Origin of the sequence: Bacillus alkalicellulosilyticus (assembly GCF_002019795.1) — a bacterium.
GTDB classification, from domain to species: domain Bacteria; phylum Bacillota; class Bacilli; order Bacillales; family Bacillaceae_F; genus Bacillus_AO; species Bacillus_AO alkalicellulosilyticum.
Genome location: NZ_KV917381.1, coordinates 3,667,590 through 3,690,249, shown reverse-complemented (window position 1 = coordinate 3,690,249; position 22,660 = coordinate 3,667,590). Strand labels below are relative to the sequence as shown.

The 22,660-nt window shown below is 37.7% G+C and carries 20 protein-coding genes, 2 tRNA genes and 1 other annotated feature; of the genes, 21 read left to right on the top strand and 1 reads right to left on the bottom strand.

Annotation, left to right across the window (positions count from 1 at the left end; genetic code table 11):
* Positions 1-327 precede the first annotated feature (327 nt).
* From BK585_RS18515 to BK585_RS18435, 17 genes are all read left to right on the top strand, one after another.
* A complete protein-coding gene (locus tag BK585_RS18515) occupies positions 328-957 on the top strand; it encodes a succinate dehydrogenase cytochrome b558 subunit (protein WP_078555419.1) in 630 nt (209 codons plus the stop codon).
* Between the two features lie 13 nt (positions 958-970).
* Positions 971-2,740: a succinate dehydrogenase flavoprotein subunit gene (gene sdhA / locus BK585_RS18510; RefSeq protein ID WP_078555418.1), complete on the top strand. Its 1,770-nt coding sequence runs from the start codon at positions 971-973 to the stop codon at positions 2,738-2,740.
* Positions 2,737-3,489: a succinate dehydrogenase iron-sulfur subunit gene (gene sdhB, locus BK585_RS18505; protein WP_078555417.1), complete on the top strand. Its 753-nt coding sequence runs from the start codon at positions 2,737-2,739 to the stop codon at positions 3,487-3,489. Before sdhA ends, sdhB begins: the two co-directional genes overlap by 4 nt.
* Before the next feature lie 201 nt (positions 3,490-3,690).
* Positions 3,691-5,112 (top strand): PTS mannitol transporter subunit IIBC, encoded by a 1,422-nt coding sequence (locus BK585_RS18500; RefSeq protein ID WP_078555416.1) that lies wholly within the window; start codon positions 3,691-3,693, stop codon positions 5,110-5,112.
* Positions 5,113-5,487: 375 nt separating this feature from the next.
* The gene (locus BK585_RS18495) at positions 5,488-7,587 is read left to right on the top strand and encodes a BglG family transcription antiterminator (protein WP_078555415.1); all 2,100 of its coding nucleotides are present in this window, start codon (positions 5,488-5,490) and stop codon (positions 7,585-7,587) included.
* A gap of 13 nt (positions 7,588-7,600) precedes the next feature.
* The gene (locus tag BK585_RS18490; RefSeq protein WP_078555414.1) at positions 7,601-8,038 is read left to right on the top strand and encodes a PTS mannitol transporter subunit IIA; all 438 of its coding nucleotides are present in this window, start codon (positions 7,601-7,603) and stop codon (positions 8,036-8,038) included.
* Between the two features lies 1 nt (position 8,039).
* Positions 8,040-9,176, top strand: a complete 1,137-nt coding sequence (locus tag BK585_RS18485) for a mannitol-1-phosphate 5-dehydrogenase (RefSeq protein ID WP_078555413.1) — start codon at positions 8,040-8,042, stop codon at positions 9,174-9,176.
* A 148-nt stretch (positions 9,177-9,324) separates the two neighbouring features.
* Entirely contained in the window at positions 9,325-9,780 is a 456-nt protein-coding gene (locus BK585_RS18480) for an acyl-CoA thioesterase (protein WP_078555412.1), read from the top strand.
* A gap of 147 nt (positions 9,781-9,927) precedes the next feature.
* Positions 9,928-10,152, top strand: a complete 225-nt coding sequence (locus BK585_RS18475) for a helix-turn-helix domain-containing protein (protein ID WP_078555411.1) — start codon at positions 9,928-9,930, stop codon at positions 10,150-10,152.
* Between the two features lie 446 nt (positions 10,153-10,598).
* Complete coding sequence (locus BK585_RS18470; protein ID WP_078555410.1) at positions 10,599-10,862, top strand: phosphocarrier protein HPr; 264 nt, start codon at positions 10,599-10,601, stop codon at positions 10,860-10,862.
* Positions 10,863-11,078: 216 nt separating this feature from the next.
* Positions 11,079-11,876 (top strand): glutamate racemase, encoded by a 798-nt coding sequence (racE, locus tag BK585_RS18465; RefSeq protein WP_078555409.1) that lies wholly within the window; start codon positions 11,079-11,081, stop codon positions 11,874-11,876.
* Positions 11,877-12,638: 762 nt separating this feature from the next.
* A complete protein-coding gene (locus tag BK585_RS18460) occupies positions 12,639-13,709 on the top strand; it encodes a GerMN domain-containing protein (protein WP_078555408.1) in 1,071 nt (356 codons plus the stop codon).
* Positions 13,710-13,837: 128 nt separating this feature from the next.
* Positions 13,838-14,596: a ribonuclease PH gene (gene rph / locus BK585_RS18455; protein ID WP_078555407.1), complete on the top strand. Its 759-nt coding sequence runs from the start codon at positions 13,838-13,840 to the stop codon at positions 14,594-14,596.
* Positions 14,596-15,192: an XTP/dITP diphosphatase gene (locus BK585_RS18450; protein WP_078555406.1), complete on the top strand. Its 597-nt coding sequence runs from the start codon at positions 14,596-14,598 to the stop codon at positions 15,190-15,192. Before rph ends, BK585_RS18450 begins: the two co-directional genes overlap by 1 nt.
* Before the next feature lie 11 nt (positions 15,193-15,203).
* Positions 15,204-15,716 carry a metallophosphoesterase family protein gene (locus BK585_RS18445; protein WP_078555405.1) on the top strand — a complete coding sequence of 171 codons (513 nt, stop codon included), beginning with the start codon at positions 15,204-15,206 and terminating at the stop codon, positions 15,714-15,716.
* Positions 15,717-15,779: 63 nt separating this feature from the next.
* Positions 15,780-15,853, top strand: a tRNA-Gly gene (locus BK585_RS18440).
* 37 nt (positions 15,854-15,890) lie between these two features.
* A tRNA-Arg gene (locus BK585_RS18435) sits at positions 15,891-15,967 on the top strand.
* Between the two features lie 431 nt (positions 15,968-16,398).
* Here BK585_RS18435 and BK585_RS18430 read toward each other — a convergent pair.
* The gene (locus tag BK585_RS18430; RefSeq protein WP_078555404.1) at positions 16,399-16,806 is read right to left on the bottom strand and encodes a hypothetical protein; all 408 of its coding nucleotides are present in this window, start codon (positions 16,804-16,806) and stop codon (positions 16,399-16,401) included.
* Between the two features lie 353 nt (positions 16,807-17,159).
* On the opposite strand from BK585_RS18430, the gene ilvD reads away from it, so the two are divergent.
* From ilvD to ilvC, 4 genes are all read left to right on the top strand, one after another.
* The gene (gene ilvD, locus BK585_RS18425; protein ID WP_078555403.1) at positions 17,160-18,824 is read left to right on the top strand and encodes a dihydroxy-acid dehydratase; all 1,665 of its coding nucleotides are present in this window, start codon (positions 17,160-17,162) and stop codon (positions 18,822-18,824) included.
* A gap of 23 nt (positions 18,825-18,847) precedes the next feature.
* Positions 18,848-19,098: a binding site (T-box leader), on the top strand.
* A gap of 224 nt (positions 19,099-19,322) precedes the next feature.
* Entirely contained in the window at positions 19,323-21,017 is a 1,695-nt protein-coding gene (gene ilvB, locus BK585_RS18420; protein ID WP_078556900.1) for an acetolactate synthase large subunit, read from the top strand.
* Positions 21,014-21,535 (top strand): acetolactate synthase small subunit, encoded by a 522-nt coding sequence (gene ilvN / locus BK585_RS18415; protein ID WP_078555402.1) that lies wholly within the window; start codon positions 21,014-21,016, stop codon positions 21,533-21,535. Before ilvB ends, ilvN begins: the two co-directional genes overlap by 4 nt.
* A 48-nt stretch (positions 21,536-21,583) precedes the next feature.
* Positions 21,584-22,594, top strand: coding sequence for a ketol-acid reductoisomerase (gene ilvC, locus BK585_RS18410; protein ID WP_078555401.1), 1,011 nt, complete (start codon positions 21,584-21,586; stop codon positions 22,592-22,594).
* Positions 22,595-22,660: the final 66 nt, after the last annotated feature.

The following is a 22,660-nucleotide window of genomic DNA, read 5'->3' as shown; positions in this document are numbered from 1 at the left end:
ATTATTGACATTACTTGTATAAAGATACTTTGCGTAACAAAGATGACAAACTTAAAATGTAAAAAGGAGGGGCAATTTAGTCCCTTCTTTTTTGTGAAGAAATAATAAAAAACATGAATAGATGCTGTATACGTTTTCTTGACGATGCCCAAGGATGAGAGTAAAATAAATTTGTCGGAAATTTTTCGTTAGTTTAATTTTGTGAACATTTTATGGATAGGAATCACCATGACCTAATTTTTAGGGAGGTATTTGCTATTAGGAAACTAGAGAAAAAAAGCCAACATGCAAACAAAAATAATAAAAAGAAATGTGGGGGGACATAGTATGGCTGGTAATCGTGAATTTATGAACCGCAGACTGCACTCTTTATTGGGTGTCATACCAATTGGAATCTTTTTAGTACAGCATCTTGTGATTAACCACTTTGCTACCAAAGGTGCTAGTTCATTTAACGCAGCATCACACTTCATGGAAAATCTACCGTTTCGTTATTTTCTAGAAATCTTCATTATCTTTCTACCAATTTTGTATCATGCAATTTACGGTGTGTATATCGCTTTTCAAGCAAGAAACAATGTAAGTCATTATGGCTTTTTCCGTAACTGGTTATTTATGCTACAACGTGTGACAGGTATTATCGTGCTTATCTTCGTTGTATGGCATGTCTATGAAACACGCTGGCAAGCGGCTTTAGGTGCAGAAGTAAACTATGATATGATGGCTGACATCTTAAGCAGTCCGTTTATGCTTTGGTTCTATATTATTGGAGTTGTTGCAACAACGTTCCACTTTGCAAATGGACTTTGGTCTTTTGCGGTATCTTGGGGAATTACAGTAACACCTCGTTCACAAGTGATTATGACGTATGTAACTTTAGCAATTTTCGTAGCACTTACTTGGATTGGCCTTCGAGCAATTCTAGCATTTATTAATCCAGAGTTAGCAAATATATAAGGGGTGAGTCAGAATGAGTAAAGGAAAAATCATCGTAGTCGGTGGTGGCCTTGCAGGATTGATGGCTACAATTAAAGCAGCAGAAGCTGGCGTACCAGTCGAACTTTTTTCATTAGTTCCGGTCAAACGCTCACACTCAGTTTGTGCACAAGGTGGTATTAATGGTGCGGTAAATACAAAAGGTGAAGGCGACTCACCTTGGGAGCATTTTGACGATACAGTGTATGGTGGAGACTTTTTAGCGAATCAACCACCAGTTAAAGCAATGTGTGACGCAGCACCTGGTATTATTCATTTAATGGACCGTATGGGAGTTATGTTTAACCGTACACCTGAAGGTTTACTAGATTTCCGTCGTTTTGGTGGAACGCAACATCACCGTACAGCGTTTTCTGGTGCAACAACAGGACAACAATTATTGTATGCATTAGACGAGCAAGTACGTCGTCATGAAGTATCTGGTTTAGTGACAAAGTATGAAGGATGGGAATTCTTATCAGCGATCGTTGATGACGAAGGAACCTGTCGTGGGATTGTAGCGCAAGATTTACGTTCTTCTGAAATCCGTCATTTTGCTGCAGATGCTGTGATTATGGCAACAGGTGGACCTGGAATCATTTTTGGTAAATCTACTAACTCTGTTATCAATACAGGTTATGCAGCTGCAAGTCTTTATGAGCAAGGTGTTTATTATGCAAATGGAGAATTTATTCAAATTCACCCAACCGCGATCCCTGGTGATGACAAGCTTCGTTTAATGAGTGAGTCAGCTCGTGGGGAAGGTGGACGAGTGTGGACATATAAAGATGGTAAGCCTTGGTACTTCTTAGAAGAGAAATACCCTGCTTACGGAAACCTAGTTCCTCGTGATATCGCAACACGTGAAATTTTCCATGTGTGTGTTGATGAAAAGCTTGGGATTAACGGTGAAAACATGGTGTATTTAGACCTTTCTCATAAAGATCCAAAAGAGCTAGATATCAAGCTTGGTGGAATCATTGAAATTTATGAGAAATTCATGGGCGATGACCCCCGTAAAGTTCCTATGAAAATCTTCCCTGCTGTTCATTATTCAATGGGTGGTATGTGGATTGATTATAACCAAATGACAAACATTCCTGGTCTTTTTGCAGCTGGTGAGTGTGATTACTCTCAGCATGGAGCGAACCGTTTAGGTGCAAACTCCTTGTTATCTGCAATTTACGGTGGAATGGTAGCTGGACCAAATGCGGTTCAATATATTAACGGACTTGAAAAATCAACAGATGCAGTAGCTTCTTCTGTATTCGAAGGTCAAGTGAAAGTAGAACAAGAAAAGTATGATTCTATCTTAGCGATGAATGGTACGGAAAATGCTTATGTTCTTCATAAAGAGCTTGGAGAATGGATGACTGATAACGTTACTGTTGTTCGTGAAAATAAAAAGCTTCTTCAAACCGATGAGAAAATTCAAGAGTTACTTGAACGATTTGAAAATATTAATATCATCGATACGGCAAAATGGAGTAACCAAGGAGCTTCATTTACTCGTCAGCTTAAAGGAATGCTGAACTTAGCACGTGTGATTACGATTGGTGCATATAACCGTAATGAAAGTCGTGGAGCTCACTATAAGCCAGAATTTCCTGAGCGTAATGACGAAGAGTGGATGAAAACGACAAAAGCGAAATACAATCCAACAACGAAAGCTCCTGAGTTTGAATACGAAGATATTGATGTATCATTGATCACGCCTCGTAAGCGCGACTATTCACAAAAAAAGCAAGGAGCTGTTAAATCATGAGTGAAGCAAAAGTAGTTAAATTTCAAATTGCGCGTCAAGATGACAACAACAGTACTCCTTATGTAGAAGAGTTTGAAGTTCCTTATCGCGAGAATATGAACGTAATTTCTGCTTTAATGGAAATTCGTCGTAATCCCGTTAATGCGAAAGGAGAAAAATCAACTCCAATTACATGGGACATGAACTGTCTTGAAGAAGTATGTGGTGCTTGTTCAATGGTGATTAACGGGAAGCCTCGTCAATCATGTACAGCTCTTGTTGACCAGCTTGAACAACCAATTCGATTAGAGCCAATGAAGACATTCCCTGTCGTACGGGACTTAATGGTAGACCGTAGTCGTATGTTTGATTCTTTGAAAAAAGTTAAAGCATGGATTCCAATCGATGGAACGTATGATTTAGGTCCTGGACCACGTATGGCAGAGACTAAGCGTCAATGGGCCTATGAATTATCAAAATGTATGACATGTGGAGTTTGTCTTGAAGCATGTCCAAACGTAAATAGTAAGTCTGAATTTATCGGACCTGCGCCGTTATCACAAGTACGTTTATTTAACGCTCACCCAACTGGTGAGATGAATAAAGAAGAACGTTTAGAAGCGATTATGGGAGACGGGGGACTTGCTAATTGTGGTAACTCTCAAAACTGTGTACAGTCTTGCCCGAAAGGAATTCCATTAACGACTTCTATTGCTGCATTAAATCGTGCAACGACAATTCAATCATTTAAGAATTTCTTTGGAGCTTAAAATTATTATTCAGAAAATAGCTAAAAATAAACACAGGATACACGTTGTAAAGTGTATCCTGTGTTTTTGTTTGCTACTTTAAATATGACAACATTAAGAATGACAAAATACTATTTTCTTTAAATTGAAAACGCTTTAATTCAAACATATGATTACAATAAGAAATGAAAAAATACTTTTTGTTGAGAGAGGGGTTACATTATGTCGAGTTCAGGAGAAAACACAAAACCAGATTTTCGGGTTAGAATTCAGCGTTTTGGTAGTTACTTAAGTGGCATGATTATGCCGAATATTGGGGCATTCATAGCATGGGGACTTATTACAGCATTATTTATTCCTACAGGATGGCTGCCAAATGAAAACTTAGCAGAGCTTGTTGGTCCAATGATTATCTATTTGCTTCCGTTATTAATAGGATACACGGGAGGAAAAATGATTTATGGTGGTCGTGGAGGAGTTGTTGGGGCAACTGCTACGATGGGTGTTATCGTTGGATCGGATATCCCGATGTTCTTAGGAGCTATGATAATGGGTCCTTTGGCTGGATATTTAATTAAAAAAGTAGATGAGTATGTTCAGCCAAAAGTAAAAGAAGGCTTTGAAATGTTGGTTAGTAATTTCACTGCAGGTATTTTAGGTGCTATTCTTACACTATTTGCCTATGTTGGGATTGGACCTGTTGTAACTGGGTTAAACCAAGTATTAGCAGGTGGAGTACAAGTTATAGTGAATGCAGGATTATTGCCTTTAGCTAATATATTTATTGAACCTGCAAAAGTTCTCTTTTTAAATAATGCAATCAATCATGGAATATTGAGTCCATTAGGAGCTAGTGAAGCAGCAGAACTAGGTAAATCCATTCTTTTCTTACTAGAAACGAATCCAGGTCCAGGTTTAGGAATATTATTGGCATTTATGGTTTTCGGTAAAGGAATTGCTAGACAAACAGCTCCTGGAGCAGTAGTCATTCATTTCTTTGGCGGTATTCATGAAATTTACTTTCCTTATATTTTAATGAAGCCACTTTTAATTCTAGCAGCTATAGCAGGTGGAGTGAGTGGAGTCTTCACTTTCACACTATTTAATGTAGGTTTAGTAGCCCCACCATCACCAGGAAGTATATTTGCACTTATGGCAATGACTGCAAGAGGGGACCATATAGGCGTAATTCTTGGTGTAATCGTAGCAGCGGCAGTATCATTTGTAGTTGCAGCAATTATTTTAAAAACAGGAAAACAATCTGATGAAGATGATATAACATCGGCTGCAGCTAAAATGGAGGAAATGAAAGGCAAGAAAAGTACAGTTGCAGGGTCATTTGAAAACAAAAATGAAGAAATTGATGTTACAAAAGTGAATAAAATCATCTTTGCTTGTGATGCTGGAATGGGATCAAGTGCAATGGGAGCATCAGTTTTAAGGAATAAAGCGAAAAAAGCCGGTTTGAATATTGATATTACCAATACGGCGATTAATATTCTTCCGAATGATGCAGATATTGTCATCACACACAAAGATTTAACGCCTCGCGCGAAAGAAAAATTACCAACAGCAACACATATTTCAGTTGATAACTTTTTAAGTAGTCCTAAGTATGACCAACTGATTGAAAGCTTAAAATAATTGATAAGTAAAGAGGGTGTGATTAAAGGTTGGTTTTTAACCTTTTGTCACACCCTCTAAGCAATGAGCGAAACCGCCACTATCTTTTATAGCAAGTTGTGAGTGGTTTTCTCATAACTTGCTGAAGTGAGTGGTTTTTTCACAACGGGCTTTGTGGCGAGTGAAGCCAGTGCAGATGTTTTAGCAAGTTTTGTCCCAGCCCCTTGTTTTATAAGGGCAATAATTTAATTTTGGCAACAACTACCATGACGAAATTATCTTTTCATCTAGTTGAGATATGGGGTTTGAACCATTAACATTAAAGTAGAAACGGAAGAACAAAAATCCTGTCATCATGTTCGTATGAAGTTAGCCATAATAGTGGAGTGGGTAAGAATGTATATTTCGGCAAGGGAACGAAAAATACTTGAACATTTGCTTATGCGCCAAGAGGATACAACAGTAAAGGATTTGGCAAATGAACTAGATGTGAGTCCTCGCACCGTACACCGTGACCTAAAAGGGGTAGAAGAAATTTTAGAAGAGTATGGGCTTGGGTTACATAAAAAGTCTGGGATTGGAATTCACGTGACTGGGAATAGACAAGACATAGAAAAACTTCAGTTGTTTTTATTTAATTTATCTCATAATGAGTATACCCCTGAAGAACGGCAAACCATTATTCTTTCGGAATTATTAGATGCAAAGGAACCAATCAAACTTGTTTCGCTAGCTAACGATTTAAATGTGACGATTGCTACAGTTAGTAACGACTTAAACAAAGTGGAACAGAAACTCATTCCTTTTTCATTAACACTAATTAGAAAACGTGGGTATGGAGTAGAAATAACAGGAGCAGAAAAAGCGAAGAGAAAAGCAATGAGTAAGTTAATCATTGAACATCTTGATGAATTTGAATTCATATCGATGATTAAGGAGTCTATTCAGAGAAAATCGACTCAAACGGTTGATACGGTAACGGATCGGTTATTAGGATTAGTTGATAAGAAAAAGTTGATGATTATTGAAAAACAAATTAACGATGTAAAGACAGACCTTCCTTATCGAATAGCTGATAGTGCTTATATAGGATTAGTTGTTCATTTAGCTTTGGCAATTGAAAGAATAGAACAAGGAGAAGAAATAAATTTTGATGATGAGTACTTAGAAAGCCTCAAGGGTTCCAAAGAATTTAAAGTTGCAGAAAAAATCGTGATACGCTTAAAAAGTATTTTTCAAATTGAGATCACTGAGGGGGAAATTGGTTATATTACCATGCACTTGATGGGTGCGAAATTGCGAAATGAACGTGAGGACGTACTAGAGGAATCTAGTTTTCAAATAGGTCTGATTACTCAACAGTTAATTCGAAATGTCAGTCTTGAACTAGGACGTGATTTAACCAGCGACATTTCATTATTTCAAGGGTTAGTTGCACACCTAAGACCTGCGTTGTACAGGATAAAACAACATATGGGAATATCGAACCCACTTTTATCAAGAATTATGGAAGACTATCCAGATATATTTGCAGTGGTTATCAAAGTAGTTAAAGAAACGTTCACAGAATTGAATGTTCCAAAAGAAGAAGTTGGCTATCTAGTTATGCATTTTGCTTCGGCATTGTTAAATAAAAACGACGTTAAGGTATTAAAAGCTTTAATTGTTTGTTCAAGTGGGATTGGTACATCAAAAATGTTATCTTCTAAGCTTGAGCAGGTTATTCCTGGGATAAAAGCGGTAAATGCTTCTTTGTTCGACCTTGATTCTATTGACATTGCAGGGTTTGATGGTATTTTATCAACAGTACCATTAAAGAGTATGAAGGATGAGTATCTATTAGTAAGTCCAATATTATCTGAGGTTGAAATTGGTAAGATTAAAAAATACCTACTTAAACAAAAGACGGCACCTTTACTTAAGAGAACGGATTCTGTTTCAAAAGGTGAAATGGTACATCGTATTGATTTTCTTGAAAAAATAAGTAATGCTAATAAATATACATCGGCAATGTATCAGCTGTTACACGGTTTCTCTGTATTTAGGTTTGAAGAAAGAGTCACTCTTGAAGCTGCATTGTCAAAAATGTGTGAGAACTTGCTGGAGTTAGATGTGATAGGGAATAGTAGTCATGTTTACAAAGACCTTATAGCCCGAGAACACTTAGGTGGACTCGGCATTCCTGGTACTTCAGTCGCGTTATATCACACAAAAAGCGAAGAAATAAAAAAACCAAGTTTTTCAATAGCTCGAGTAAACCATTCTATAACGGTGAAAGCTATGGATAATAGCACGATTGAAATGGATTCGCTATTACTTATGCTGTCCCCACATACTAGCAATGAACAAACCATGGAATTGTTAAGTACAATTAGTGCATTAGTTATAAAAGATGAAGAAACTACAAGACTATTCGAATCTGGGCAAGAACATGATATAGCGGCGCTTATCACGTCAGAGTTTAATTCTATCTATGAGAAAAAAGTACTGTACTAAGGAGTGGATACAGATGACAAAAGAAATTTTAACTAAACAAAATATCATCTTAAATGCATCATTTAAAGACAAAGAGGAAGCAATTCGAAGTACTGGAGAAATTTTAGTAGATAAAGGTTATGTAGAACCAACTTATATAGATAAAATGTTGGAACGAGAAGAATTAACATCTACGTACATGGGTAACTATGTTGCCATTCCACATGGAACAGAGGATTCAAAAAAATCCGTAATTACATCAGGATTATCTATTATACAAGTTCCTAACGGAGTTGAGTTTGGACAAGACAATATTGTAAAAGTACTGATTGGAATAGCTGGAAAGGATGGCGAACATTTAGATATTCTTTCACAAATTGCAATTGTCTGTTCTGAAGAAGAGAATATTCAAAAGATTGTTGATGCCAAGTCAGAAGATGAGATTTTAGAGCTCTTTGCTGAGGTGAATTAAGATGTTAGCTGTTCATTTTGGTGCTGGTAATATTGGTAGGGGTTTTATAGGTAGTATTCTTTCAAATGCTGGGTATGATGTTTGTTTTATAGATGTGAATGCTGAAATTGTTAATTTACTTAATCATAAACAAGAATATCGTGTAGTTTTAGCTGACCAAAAAAGTGAAGAATCTCTTGTAACGAGAGTCAGCGCCATTAATAGTAAGGAGAATCCTCAAAAGGTCATCGAGGCTATTGCAGAAGCTGATTTAGTAACCACAGCAGTTGGTCCAAACATTTTAGTTTTCCTTGCAGATTTACTAGCGGATGGAGTAAGAAAAAGGTTAGCTGAAAAAGCGAAACCATTAAATATCATTGCTTGTGAAAATATGATTGGTGGCAGTGAATTTTTAAAAGAAGAAATTTACAAAAAATTCAGCACAGAGGAACAACAATTAGCTAACGAAAGCGTTGCGTTTCCGAATGCAGCAGTTGACAGGATTGTTCCTATACAAACAAACAAAGATAAATTAATGGTTACCGTTGAACCTTATTATGAATGGGTAGTGGACCAATCTCAGATGACCGGAGATGTTCCAACTATTGAGGGAGTAACATTCGTTGAAAGTCTAGGTCCCTATATAGAAAGAAAATTATTTACTGTTAACACGGGGCATGCTGCAGTAGCGTATGTCGGATATCAAGAAGGATGTAGAACAATAAAAGATGCAATGGAAAATGCTTCTGTTTTAAAAATTGTAAAAGGGACATTAAAGGAGACAGGTTCTTTATTAGTTCAGAAATATGGCTTTAATGAGGCAGAACATGAACAATACATTACCAAAATTCTAAACCGTTTTATGAATCCTTTTATTAATGATGATATTCCACGTGTAGCAAGGGGCCCCGTTAGGAAGTTAGGAAGAAATGACAGACTAATTAGTCCAGCTGACCAATATTATCAACATAATAACACCGAACCTATCTACCTAGTTAAAGTAATTGCCGCAGCTTTACAATATGATTTTAGCGAAGATCAAGAGGCGGTTTCCTTGCAAGAAAAACTAAAAGCTAGCGGAATAGAAGCAGTTCTAACTGATATATGTGGATTAAATAGTGATAACCCACTATTTGATTTGATTCGTAAGCAATTCTAAAAGGGATTAGCAGGGTGGAACAAGAGGTTATAACAAAGCCCTTGTCTCACCCTCTTGTATATTTCCTTATATTTAGTGGTAATCTTTGCCTTGTTATAGTACAATATAATGAATGATTAATCATTCATTATATTGAGGAGGCAAACAAATGCATATAACATATATTGATAATCTTGTAGAATGGGAAAAACTTTTTCAGTTTTACTGTCCTGTCAAAGTACGTTTTTCAGAAACAGATGCATTTGGTCATGTCAACAATACTAAAGTTTTTGCTTATTTTGAAGAAGCGCGCATTGATTTTTTTAAAGAAATTGGTTTGTTTTCGACGACCCTTAAAGACCAAGGATCAATTATTGTTACCGCTGATTTACAGTGTAATTATGTAAAACAACTTTTCTTTGATGAGAGGCTAAAGGTATATGTGGGTATCAAGCATGTAGGAACAACATCAATTGACCTTCATTATATGGTGAAAAACGAAAGGGATGAAATTTGTTTAACCGGTAGAGGGCTAATTGTTCAAATTTCAAAAGAAACAGGCAAGTCTATTCCATGGACGGATGCAATGAAAAGCAAGCTACAAACATCCATTTTACAGAGATAGTAAGTATTTATGTGTTCAATGAATTCACAAGGTCGGTTGAGTGTACATATACTATCCTGACTAAACACTTCTGATTGTAAACGGAACGTTTCGTTACTCTCATAGAAGACCTGACGCTGTCAGCCCAGGCAAGAAGGGGTGATTTCATTGAAAGGAGCAGAATACGGACCAAAACCTTTACTTACAAAAAGGGAACGTGAAGTATTTGAGCTACTCGTTCAAGACAAGACGACAAAGGAAATTGCGCAACAACTATTCATCAGCGAAAAAACCGTTCGTAATCACATTTCTAACACAATGCAAAAGCTTGGGGTTAAGGGGCGATCCCAAGCCGTAATTGAATTAATTCGCTTAGGTGAACTAGAAATTTAAAGTAAAACCGGCTTGTATACGAGCCGGTTTTCTTTCTGAAAATGGAATTTAAGTCTTTATATTTTTATGTTGTGGTAAAATCAGTATTTTTATATTGAAAGAAATTGATAAGATATGCTATAATATCACATATTTATACTATTAAAAAATACATCTCCATGCATTCAAATATGCACGGTGACCTAAACACAACTTAAGATAAATTTCAAACATACATGAGGCATTTACATGTTACCGATACGATCAGGCATAAGTAAAGTCGTTTAATTGGAAAGACTGTAGGGTAATCTATGCTATATAGGTTCAGGGTCATCAATTTTCTTCTTTACTTATGTCTTTTCTATATTTAAGTCCTATAATAAAAGCACTGGTACATAAAGATTTTTGGTGCTTTATTTTTAGGCAGAAGAATTTATCCAATAATTTTTAGAAACGAGGGAAGCTTTATGGTAGAAAAATCTTTTAAAATCACAAGTGAAACAGGAATTCATGCACGTCCAGCAACACAACTCGTGAACAAAGCTGGTCAGTATTCTTCTGAGATTACGCTTGTTTATAAGGGTAAAGAAGTTAATTTAAAATCAATTATGGGTGTAATGTCTCTTGGGGTAGGCCAAGGTGCGGAAGTAACAATTAAGGTAGAAGGTTCTGATGAGGCAGAAGCTATGGCTGCTCTTGAAGGAGTAATTAACGAAGGACTTGGCGAGTAAATAGTTGACCTTATAGAAGGTGCTGTGACAGAACTAGCTAAAACATCTGCAATGGCTTCACTCGCCACGCTCAATACTGAGAGGTTAGGATAAAAGGTTAAAAAACAACCTTTTGTCTAACCTCTTTTTTTCTTGCATTTATAATAAAACATGAGAAAATAGAAAAATGAGTAATGACGAACAACACAGATTATCAAAGAAATTGAGGGAGAACTATTGAACAGACCAATTGGAGTTATTGATTCTGGCCTTGGAGGTCTTACGGTTGCTAGTGAAATCATGCGCCAACTCCCAAAGGAACAAATTATTTATATTGGTGATACAGCAAGGTGTCCTTATGGTCCAAGACCAAGTGATGAAGTAAGAGAATTCACATGGCAAATGATTAATAAACTACTAGAATATGATATAAAGATGCTTGTAATTGCGTGCAACACGGCAACAGCTGTCGTGTTAGATGAAGTGAAATTGAAACTTTCCATTCCTGTCGTTGGCGTTGTCCATCCAGGAGCGATTTCAGCACTTAAAATGACCAGAAAAGACAATGTGGCTGTCATAGGTACAACAGGGACAATAAATAGTAACGCTTATGAAAAAGCCTTAAAAAGCATCAATAGTAACGTTATCGTTGAGAGCTTAGCTTGCCCAAGGTTTGTTCCATTAGTTGAACGTGGCGTCTTTGATGGAGAAGAGGCACTTGATGTTGTGACGCAATCTTTGCAACCGCTAATGAATAAAGAATATGATGTCCTTATATTAGGGTGTACTCATTATCCTTTACTCCGTTCATGTATTCAGGAAGTCGTCGGTGATGAAATCATGCTAATAAGTTCAGGGGATGAAACAGCAAGAGAAGTTAGTACTCTATTGTATTTTAATAATCTATTGTTTACGGATGAAAGAGAACCAAAACATTTATACTTTACAACTGGAAACCAAGAAGTTTTTCGGGATATCGCGAATTCGTGGCTTGAAATTAAAGCTACCACGGTTGAATCAATTACATTAACCTAGTACATCCAGTAAGGGCTAATCGATGCAGATTAGCTCTTTTTTAATTCAGAATGGTGTGCAAGAAAAACTAAAGGTTGTCGCCGAGGGGTGCTCTCAGTTTTTATAAGAGAAATTACAAAAAAACCTTCCTGTATCAAGTAAATCTGTCGTCAATTTATGTTTTTCTGCACACTCCGAAAAAGAAAGGGAGAAATGCTAAGGCATTTCGTGATGGACCCATTTTCTCCGGGGCTAAGTGGTGACACGAAGAGAGGTAAGAAAAACTAAAGGTTGTCGCCGAGGGGTGCTCTCAGTTGTTATAAGAGAAATTACAAAAAAACCTTCCTGTATTATGTAAATTTGGCGCCAACCTAAGTTTTTCAAAGCCCTCCGAAAAAGAAAAGAAGAAATGCTAAGGCATTTCTAGATGGACCCATTTTCTCCGGGGATAGATGGTGACGCGAAAAGAGATAAGAAAAACTAAAGGTTGTCGCCGAGGGGTGCTCTCACTTTTTTTCAAAGCCCTCCGAAAAAGAAAAGAAGAAATGCTAAGGCATTTCTAGATGGACCCATTTTCTCCGGGGATAGATGGTGACGCGAAAAGAGATAAGAAAAACTAAAGGTTGTCTCCGAGGGGTGCTCTCAGTTGTTATAAGAGAAATTACAAAAAAACCTTCCTGTATCAAGTAAATCTGGAGCCAACCTAAGTTTTTCTAAAACCTTGGTCTATTTTTGGTGGGAGCTCGTATATATATTAGTACAAACCATCTAGGAGGGAAAAGAATGCGCAAATATTTAAAAACTGGGGTGCCAATTCTAATGCTTTTCACTCTTGTTATTACTGGATGCTCCACGACTGAAGACGTTATGAAAGAAATGGATGCTCCGCCCGTCACATACGTAGATGAAGGAGATTCCTTAGGTTTTGAAGAGGAGTCTACTGAAACCGAAGTGGAAACAGAGGTAGAGGGTACAACAGATACGATAACAAGAGAGTTATATTTAATTGATGAAAATGGGTTAGTCGTACCACAAACTTTTGAACTTCCAAGAACAGAAGGTGCTATTCGTCAGTCTCTAGAATATCTAGTAGCTGACGGTCCAATTACGAACTTACTACCAAATGGTTTTAGAGCTGTTCTGCCTGCTGGAACTGAAATTGATGTACACCTAAATGAAGATGGAATTGCGATTGCTGATTTTTCAGAGGAATTTACGAACTATCAACCAGAAGAAGAGTTGAAAATTCTTCAAGCCATTACATGGACGATTACACAATTTGAAAATGTTAATAGCGTAAAAATCAGAATTAATGGATATGACCAAGAAACAATGCCTGTAAACAACACGCCTATTGGTGTCGAAGGGTTTAGTCGGGCCAACGGGATTAACTTAGAGACAAATGATGTCGTTGACGTCGTTAATAGTAAGGGAGTAACGCTTTACTTCCTTGCTCAAAATGGGGACAACGAGTACTATGTCCCAGTTACAAGAAGAGTCGAGAATAACGGAAACGATAATGTAAAAGAAGTGGTACAACAACTATTAAATGGACCATCCGTTCACACAAAGCTACTGACTGATTTTAGACAAGGTGTTGAATTGGTTGATGAGCCTCTATATGAAAATGGGGTTGTCACACTTAATTTTAATGAAGCAATATTAAGTCAACTTGAAGGAACTGCCATTTCAAACGATGTCTTAAATATGATTGTGCTCTCTTTAACGGAGCAAAATGGAGTGGAGCAAGTTTCTATTAAAGTAGACGGAATGAGTGAAATCTTAAAAGCTTCTGGAGAAACGTTAGCTGAGCCGGTATCCCGACCGAACTTGGTCAATGCAGAAAAATTTTAAAAAAATCAACTCAACTTTAGGATATCCTAGAATGATTTGATATAATTTGAAAAGGCAGCATAAAGCTGCCTTTTTTCTGCCATCATGAAACTAGAAACAACAATTGAACTATGTCATAGGAGGAAACAATGAGAGTAGACAATAGAGCAGCGAATGAATTAAGACCAATTGAAATCATCCCTAATTATTTAGTGCATCCCGAAGGATCCGTTTTAATATCAGTAGGGAACACGAAAGTCATTTGTACAGCTAGCATTGAAGAAAGAGTCCCACCATTTATGCGTAACCAAGGAAAAGGGTGGATTGCAGCTGAATATTCGATGCTACCACGAGCAACAGAGCAACGAAACATAAGAGAATCCTCAAAAGGAAAAGTAAGTGGCCGTACAATGGAAATTCAACGATTAATTGGTCGGGCGCTTCGTACCGTCATTGATTTAGAGAAACTAGGTGAGCGTACAGTTTGGATAGATTGTGATGTCATCCAAGCGGATGGTGGAACTCGAACAGCCTCAATTACAGGAGCTTATGTTGCCATGGTTATGGCTTTAGAGAAATACATAGAAAGAAAAATTTTAAAAGTACTACCAGTCCGCGATTACTTAGCTGCTGTATCGGTAGGAGTGGATCCAAAACTGGGTGAAGTTCTGGATTTGTGTTACATAGAGGATGCAAGAGCTGACGTCGATATGAATGTTGTGATGACAGGCAGTGGAGAGTTCGTTGAGCTTCAAGGGACAGGTGAAGAAGCGACTTTTTCAAGAGCACAATTAGATACGTTACTTACTTTGGCTGAAGGTGGTATTCAAGAGTTGATATCGATCCAAAAGCAAGTATTGGGACAATCTACAGTAGAAAAATTAGAAAAAAAGAGAGCTGACCAGTAATGCAAGATTTGCTTGTTGCTACTAAAAACAAAGGGAAAGTCAAAGAATTTGAAGCCATTTTACAACCAAAAGGCTTTCGAGTGCTTTCATTATTTGATTATCCAAAAATACCAGAAATTGAAGAGACAGGAGTAACTTTTGCTGAAAATGCGTTAATTAAAGCAAAAGCAATGGCTGAGCTCTTTCAAAAACCTGCCATTGCCGATGATTCGGGTTTATCAGTAGATGCCTTGGGTGGAGAACCGGGGGTGTATTCCGCGAGATATGCTGGTGAGGCAAAGGACGATAATGAAAACGTAAAAAAAGTGCTAGATAAATTAGGACAGGTTAAGAATGAAGATAGAACGGCTCATTTTCACTGTGCGATTGCCATCGCATCTCCTAATGGGCAATCGAAAGTTTTTGAAGGAACATGTAGTGGAGTCATAACGAAGGAACCGATCGGGGAAAATGGATTTGGGTATGACCCTATCATGTACATCCCAAGTCATCAAAAGACAATGGCGCAAATGAGTGCTGAAGAAAAAAACAAGATTAGTCACCGAGCAAAAGCTCTAGAAAAAATGAATGAACAATGGGAAATGATATTCGGGTAGGGGTGTGAGGAATGAAAGCATTGGTTTTAAGTGATAGCCATGGGTGGAAAAAGGAGATTGCTGACATTATCTCACGTCATAAAGATTCCGTTGATATCATTTTTCACTGTGGAGATTCAGAATTAGAAAAAAAATCACCAGAATTACAAGGTATAAAGGTTGTAAAAGGGAATTGTGATTACGCCGACTTTGCTGAGGATATCATTGAGACTGTCAGTGGAGTTACCTTTTATATTACACACGGTCATTTATATAATGTGAAAATGACTCATGTTCCATTAAGTTACCGTGCAGAAGAGGTAGGGGCTACCGTTGCTTGTTTCGGTCATTCTCACGTCGCAACATCGTTTGAAGAAAATGGGGTTATCTATATTAATCCAGGAAGTATACGGCTTCCAAGAGGACGAAAAGAACAGACATACTGCATATGTGAAGTGGATGAACAAATTACTGTACGCTTCTTTGAACGTGGTGGTAATGAAGTAAAAGACATGAGGAAAATTTATGCAAGAAAAAAGTTTTGATGAAATGTTGACATTGTTCCTTAAATGATTTATGATAATAAATGTTCGTTATTTAAGGAACGTGCGGGTGTAGTTTACTGGTAAAACCTCAGCCTTCCAAGCTGATGTAGTGGGTTCGATTCCCATCACCCGCTCCATTTTTCTAAAATGACGACGGACAACATTAAAGTTTTTGTCCCAGTAGCTCAGCAGGATAGAGCAACGGCCTTCTAAGCCGTCGGTCGGGAGTTCGAATCTCTCCTGGGACGCCATATAGCTATACATAACCAAAGCAGTAGTCGAATTATTCGGCTGTTGCTTTTTTTATTCTGTTTTTGTTTTGCGATTTCTACCCAATGCTGTTATCAAACTGGATACGGACAGCCCGAGGTGAAAGCAAGTGAAGTGAGTCCGAAAAACTTTCTCCACCTCAACCAATTGGTATAAAATACATTAGAACCACAACTATTTGTGAGCGGGCTTCGGACGGTGCGCGAGAAGAAGAAAAGCGCGTCTTCTTTTTAAAAAGATGCACCTCCTCCGCACGGCAAACAGCCACCACAAAAGGAAATACGCCTTTTGTGGTGATGGCTCCGCACGATGCGCGAGAAGAAGAAAACCACTTCTTCCCTCTAAAAGAAGCATCGGCTCCGCACATAATAAACAGGGTTCACAAAAGGAAATACGCCTTTTGTGAACCCTGTTATATAGACACGGATCTGTTTTTGTTGATGGTGTTGTTGATTTGGGAGAGTACGTCGTATAGGTTGTTTGTGATTTGTTCATTTTGATAATAGATGACTTCCCAACCTTGTTTTAGTAACGTTTTTTCAAGCTTAGTTTTTTGAGCTTGGCTTTCTTCAATTAAAGCGACTTGAAAAGGAATTAATGCAAGGTTAATTGTAAACTTTCCACATTTGTGCTTTGGGGTTACATAGAAATTTCTTTCTAGTAACGCCTCGTATAACGCTTTTTCACTTTCGGTTGTGCACTTGTGTGGTTCAATGGATACCGGCACAAGTTTTGCTCTTTTTTGATTGTTGAAAGATAACACAGGTATTTTCAATTTTACGTTTCGAAGTTTAATTTTCTTCCATTGAAGTATCTTCATTTTCATCACCCTGCTTATATTTCTCAACTTCCACTAAAACTATTACATTTTTAGAAAAATTAACAAAAATATAACAGCATACACTCAGAATATCGGGTTTCCTTATACCATGTGGATGTAAGCGGATTCATGAAAAAATGTAATCAAAATAGTCGAAAAATTTTAGTGAAAGTGGTTGACCATCAACGATATTGCGAGTATTATAAAGTCCAAACAATAAAACTTTTCGTGTATATTTTCTAAAGAATTCGTACTTTTTTGAAAACAAAAGTCGCAAAATTCGAAAAAGAAAACAAGCTATACATAAATACAATAGAAATATATAAGAAGTAAAGCTAGGAGAGAGATAAAAAATGAGAAGTGATATGATTAAAAAGGGGATTGATCGTGCGCCACATAGAAGTCTATTGCGCGCAGCTGGAGTAAAAGACGAAGATATGGATAAACCGTTTATCGGTGTTTGTAATTCGTATATTGATATTATTCCAGGTCACATGCATTTAAACAAATTTGCGGAAGTGGCAAAGCAAGCAATTCGTGAAGCGGGCGGAATTCCATTTGAATTTAATACGATTGGTGTAGACGATGGAATTGCCATGGGACATATCGGGATGAGATATTCTCTACCAAGTCGTGAAATTATCTGTGATGCTGCTGAAACGGTAATTAACGCTCACTGGTTTGACGGAGTTTTCTTTATTCCAAACTGTGACAAAATTACACCGGGAATGCTAATGGCTTCTGTTAGAACCAATGTACCATCTGTTTTCGTTTCAGGAGGTCCAATGGAAGCAGGTCGTACAAAAGACGGAAAACCATTATCATTAGTATCTGTATTTGAAGGTGTCGGTGCATTTTCTTCAGGGAAAATGAGCCGTGAAGAACTACTGGAAATCGAACAAAGTGCATGTCCTACATGTGGTTCATGTTCTGGAATGTTTACAGCAAACTCCATGAACTCATTAATGGAAATGCTTGGATTAGCACTTCCAGGAAACGGAACCTTAGTTGCAACATCAACAGACCGTCATAAGTTGATTTATGATGCAGCTAAGCACCTAATGAATTTAGTTGAAAAAGACATTCGTCCACGTGACATTGTAACAAAAGATACGATTGATGATGCATTTGCTCTAGATATGGCTATGGGAGGATCAACTAACACAGTCCTTCACACTCTAGCAATTGCAAATGAAGCTGAAATTGAATATGATTTAAATCGTATAAATGAAGTGGCAGAACGAGTTCCTTATTTAAGTAAAATTAGTCCTGCTTCTGATTATTCAATGGATGATGTACACAAAGCTGGTGGTGTCAGTGCCATTATTAAAGAATTATGTGAAATTGGCGCTGTTCATAAAGATAGAATTACGATTACAGGTAAAAGCTTATATGAAAATGTAAAAGACGCACAAATCTTGAATGATGATGTCATCAGACGAAAAGATAATGCGTATAGCCCAGTTGGCGGACTTTCTATTCTTTTTGGTAACCTTGCTCCAGATGGTGGAGTTATCAAAGTCGGTGCAGTTGACCCTTCAATTAAAGTATTTGAAGGTGAAGCTATCGTCTTTGAATCTCAAGATGAAGCAATTGAAGGAATTAACAATGGTTCAGTTCGTGAAGGACATGTCGTTGTTATCCGAACAGAAGGACCAAAGGGTGGTCCAGGAATGCCTGAAATGCTTGCTCCTACTTCAGCTATTATGGGAAGAGGACTTGGAACGAAGGTGGCACTTATAACTGATGGACGTTTCTCAGGAGCTTCACGAGGGATTTCAATCGGTCACATTTCTCCGGAAGCTGCAGAAGGTGGACCAATCGCATTTGTAAATAATGGAGATAAAATCATTATTGATTTACCTAAGCGAACAATTCATCTTGATGTTTCAGATGAAGAGTTAGCAAAACGTAGTGAAGGTTGGGTTGAGCCAGAGCCTAAAGTGAAAAAGGGCTATTTGGCAAGATATTCAAAATTAGTCACATCTGCCAATACTGGTGGTATAATGAAAATATAATTATATGGTATACTAAATAAATATAAAAAACGGTGAAGAGGAAAAGTAGTCTTTGGTCTAGCATGTACAGAGAACCGTGAGTGCTGAGACACGGTCTTGCTGCCATTGATGAACTCGCCTCTGAGTGCCAATCTGAACGCAATGCAAGTAGGGTTGGTCGGGTGTTTATTACACTCGTTATTAAAATTGAACGATTTATCGTTCGTGAGTTGGTATCTGAAAGGATATCAAGAATAAGGGTGGTACCGTGGAAAGTAATCTTTTCGCCCCTTGCTATGAGACAAAATTAGTCTCTTATCTGGGGGGTGGAAAGATTTTTTTATTTCAATGAGTTCCATTTTGAAGTAAAGTATATAGGGGAAATACTTTTCTTCCTATTACGCTGATTGTTATTAGAGAGAAGAATATAAAAAGAAGTGGAAAAATCATTTACCATGAAGCTCCAACTGGTAAAAAGGAGGAAAAAACGTGAGTACCAAGTTGAGACAACAAACACAAATGCAAGAAACTAAAATAGAAAAAGTATCAGGTTCTAGCATGTTGATTAAAGCCCTTGCAAAAGAAGGCGTTGAAGTAATCTTCGGATATCCGGGTGGAGCTATTTTACCAACCTATGACGAGATTTACAAAACAGGTATCCGTCATATCCTAGCTCGACATGAACAAGGTGCTGTCCATGCTGCAGAAGGCTATGCGAGAGTATCAGGTAAGCCTGGTGTGTGTGTAGTCACATCAGGGCCAGGGGCAACGAATGTTGTCACAGGTATTGCAGATGCTATGATGGATTCTTTACCTTTAGTCGTTATTAGCGGTCAGGTTGCTTCGAATCTCATTGGTACAGATGCATTCCAAGAAGCCGATATGATTGGAATGACCATGCCAATTACAAAACATAGTTTCCAAGCTCGTACAGTAGAAGAGCTGCCACGTATCGTGAAGGAAGCTTTTCATATTGCTACAACAGGTCGACCAGGCCCAGTATTAATTGATTTACCAAAAGACGTTTCTGTTGAAACAGGAATCTTTAATTATGATATTGAAATTAATTTACCAGGCTATCAACCAACAATCATGCCGAATAAACACCAAATCCGTAAATTATCAGAAGCGATTACGGAATCGAAAAAACCAGTTATTTTAGCTGGTGCTGGAGTGTTACACGGTAAAGCATATGATGAGTTATTAGCTTTTGTAGAACAACAAAACATTCCAGTAGTGAATACATTACTTGGACTTGGGTGCTTCCCTGGTGAGCACGAGATGAACCTAGGTATGGCCGGAATGCACGGAACATACGTGGCAAACATGGCTTTACATGAGACAGACTTGTTAATTAATATCGGTGCTAGATTTGATGACCGATTAACTGGGAATTTAGCTTTCTTTGCTCCAAATGCGAAAGTGGCTCATATTGATATTGACCCTGCTGAAATCGGAAAAAATGTTGAAACACACATTCCAATCGTTGGAGATTCTCGTCAAGCACTAGCGATGTTAATTGATGAGCAAGGAACACCAAGTGAATCAAGTGTATGGAGAGCCGATTTGAAAAAGCTAAAAGAGGAATATCCTCTTTGGTATAAAAATGAAGGCGAACGAATTAAGCCACAGCTTCTAATTGAAGCGATTTATGAAGTAACGAACGGAGAAGCCATTGTTACGACTGACGTTGGTCAGCATCAAATGTGGACTGCTCAATACTATAAATTTAATAAACCAAACCGTTGGGTAACATCTGGTGGACTTGGAACAATGGGCTTTGGATTCCCTGCAGCTATCGGTGCCCAAGTGGCTGAACCGAATAGTCCAGTTGTCGCTGTATTAGGAGATGCTGGTTTCCAAATGACATTACAAGAGCTATCGATTTTACAAGATTTGAATCTACCTGTAAAAGTTATTATTGTAAATAACGAAGCGTTAGGTATGGTTCGTCAGTGGCAGCAATTGTTTTATGAAGAAAGATATTCAAATTCTGTCTTTAACACACAGCCTAATTTTGTTAAACTAGCAGAAGCTTATGACATTAAGGCCATGAAAGTGGAAAAAACAGAAGATGTAAAAGCTGCTTTAGCAGAAGCCATGGCTCACGATGGTCCAGTTGTTATGGATTTCCGTGTTACTCAGATAGAAAATGTCTATCCGATGATTTCTCCAGGTAAAGGTCATCATGAGATGGAGGGTATTAAGCCATGAAACGAACAATCACAGCGCTAGTTAATAATCAATCTGGTGTATTAAACCGAATTACAGGTTTATTTGCTAGAAGGAATTTTAATATAGAAAGCATTACTGTAGGTGTTACAGAAAATCCTGCTGTATCAAGAATGACATTTGTCGTTATCGTTGATAGTGAACGTAACATCGAGCAAGTCATTAAGCAATTAAACAAGCAGGTAGATGTGTTAAAAGTTAAAGACATTACCGATGAAGCGATTGTAGCTAGAGAGCTGGCCTTGGTGAAAATCAATGTAACAGCTCAGCAACGCGGAGAAATTGCAGCACTAGTGAATCCATTCCGTGCATCAATTATTGATGTTGGTCGTGAAAATATGACTATTCAAATAACTGGAGAACACGATAAAGTGGAAGCCCTAATTGACTTGGTTCGTCCTTATGGCATTCAAGAAATTGCACGAACAGGAATTACAGCATTTAAACGTGGCACGAAAAAATCGATTATTGACCCTAATCGTATTACACTAATTAATTAACTTATTCAGTTAATATATAATTCATTTAAACTAAGGAGAGATTTTATTATGGCTAAAGTATATTATAACGGAGATATTAACGAAGGTTTATTACAAGGTAAAACAGTTGCAATCATTGGATATGGTTCACAAGGACATGCACACGCATTAAACCTTCGCGAAAGTGGAGTAGACGTAGTAGTAGGTCTTCGCCCAGGTAAATCATGGGACCAAGCTGCAAATGACGGTTTTGAAGTATTAAACGTTCGTGAAGCTGCTGCAAAAGCTCAAGTTATCATGATCTTACTTCCAGATGAGCACCAACCAAAAGTGTACAACGAGTCAATCAAACCTGAACTTTCTGCTGGTAAAGCATTAGTATTTGCTCATGGTTTCAACGTACATTTCAACCAAATCGTTCCTCCAACTGACGTAGACGTGTTTTTAGCAGCTCCAAAAGGACCAGGACACTTAGTTCGCCGTACTTTTGAAGAAGGTGCTGGAGTACCAGGACTTATCGCTGTATATCAAGATGCTACAGGCCAAGCAAAAGACCTTGCTTTAGCATATGCAAAACAAATCGGATCTGCTCGTGCGGGTGTACTTGAAACGACATTCCAAGAAGAAACAGAAACAGATCTTTTCGGTGAGCAAGCTGTATTATGTGGAGGAACTGCTGCATTAGTAAAAGCTGGTTTCGAAACGTTAGTAGAAGCTGGTTACCAACCAGAAGTTGCTTACTTCGAGTGCTTACATGAATTAAAATTAATCGTTGACCTTATGTATGAAGGTGGATTAGAAACAATGCGTTATTCAATCTCTGATACAGCTCAATGGGGAGATTTCGTAGCTGGACCTCAAGTTGTAACGGAAGATACGAAAAATGCAATGAGAAAAATCCTTGATGACATCCAAACAGGTAAATTTGCTAAAGGTTGGATTCTTGAAAACCAAGCAAACCGTCCTGAGTTCACTGCAATTAACGAAAGAGAAAAACAACATCCAATCGAAGTTGTAGGTCGTGAGCTTCGTGAAATGATGCCTTTCGTAAAATCAAAAAGAGGCGTTGTAGGTAAATAATTGAACGGCTAATCGTAAACAATTCTTGAGTGTCTTAAGGGGGCATGAATTCATGTACCCCTTAGA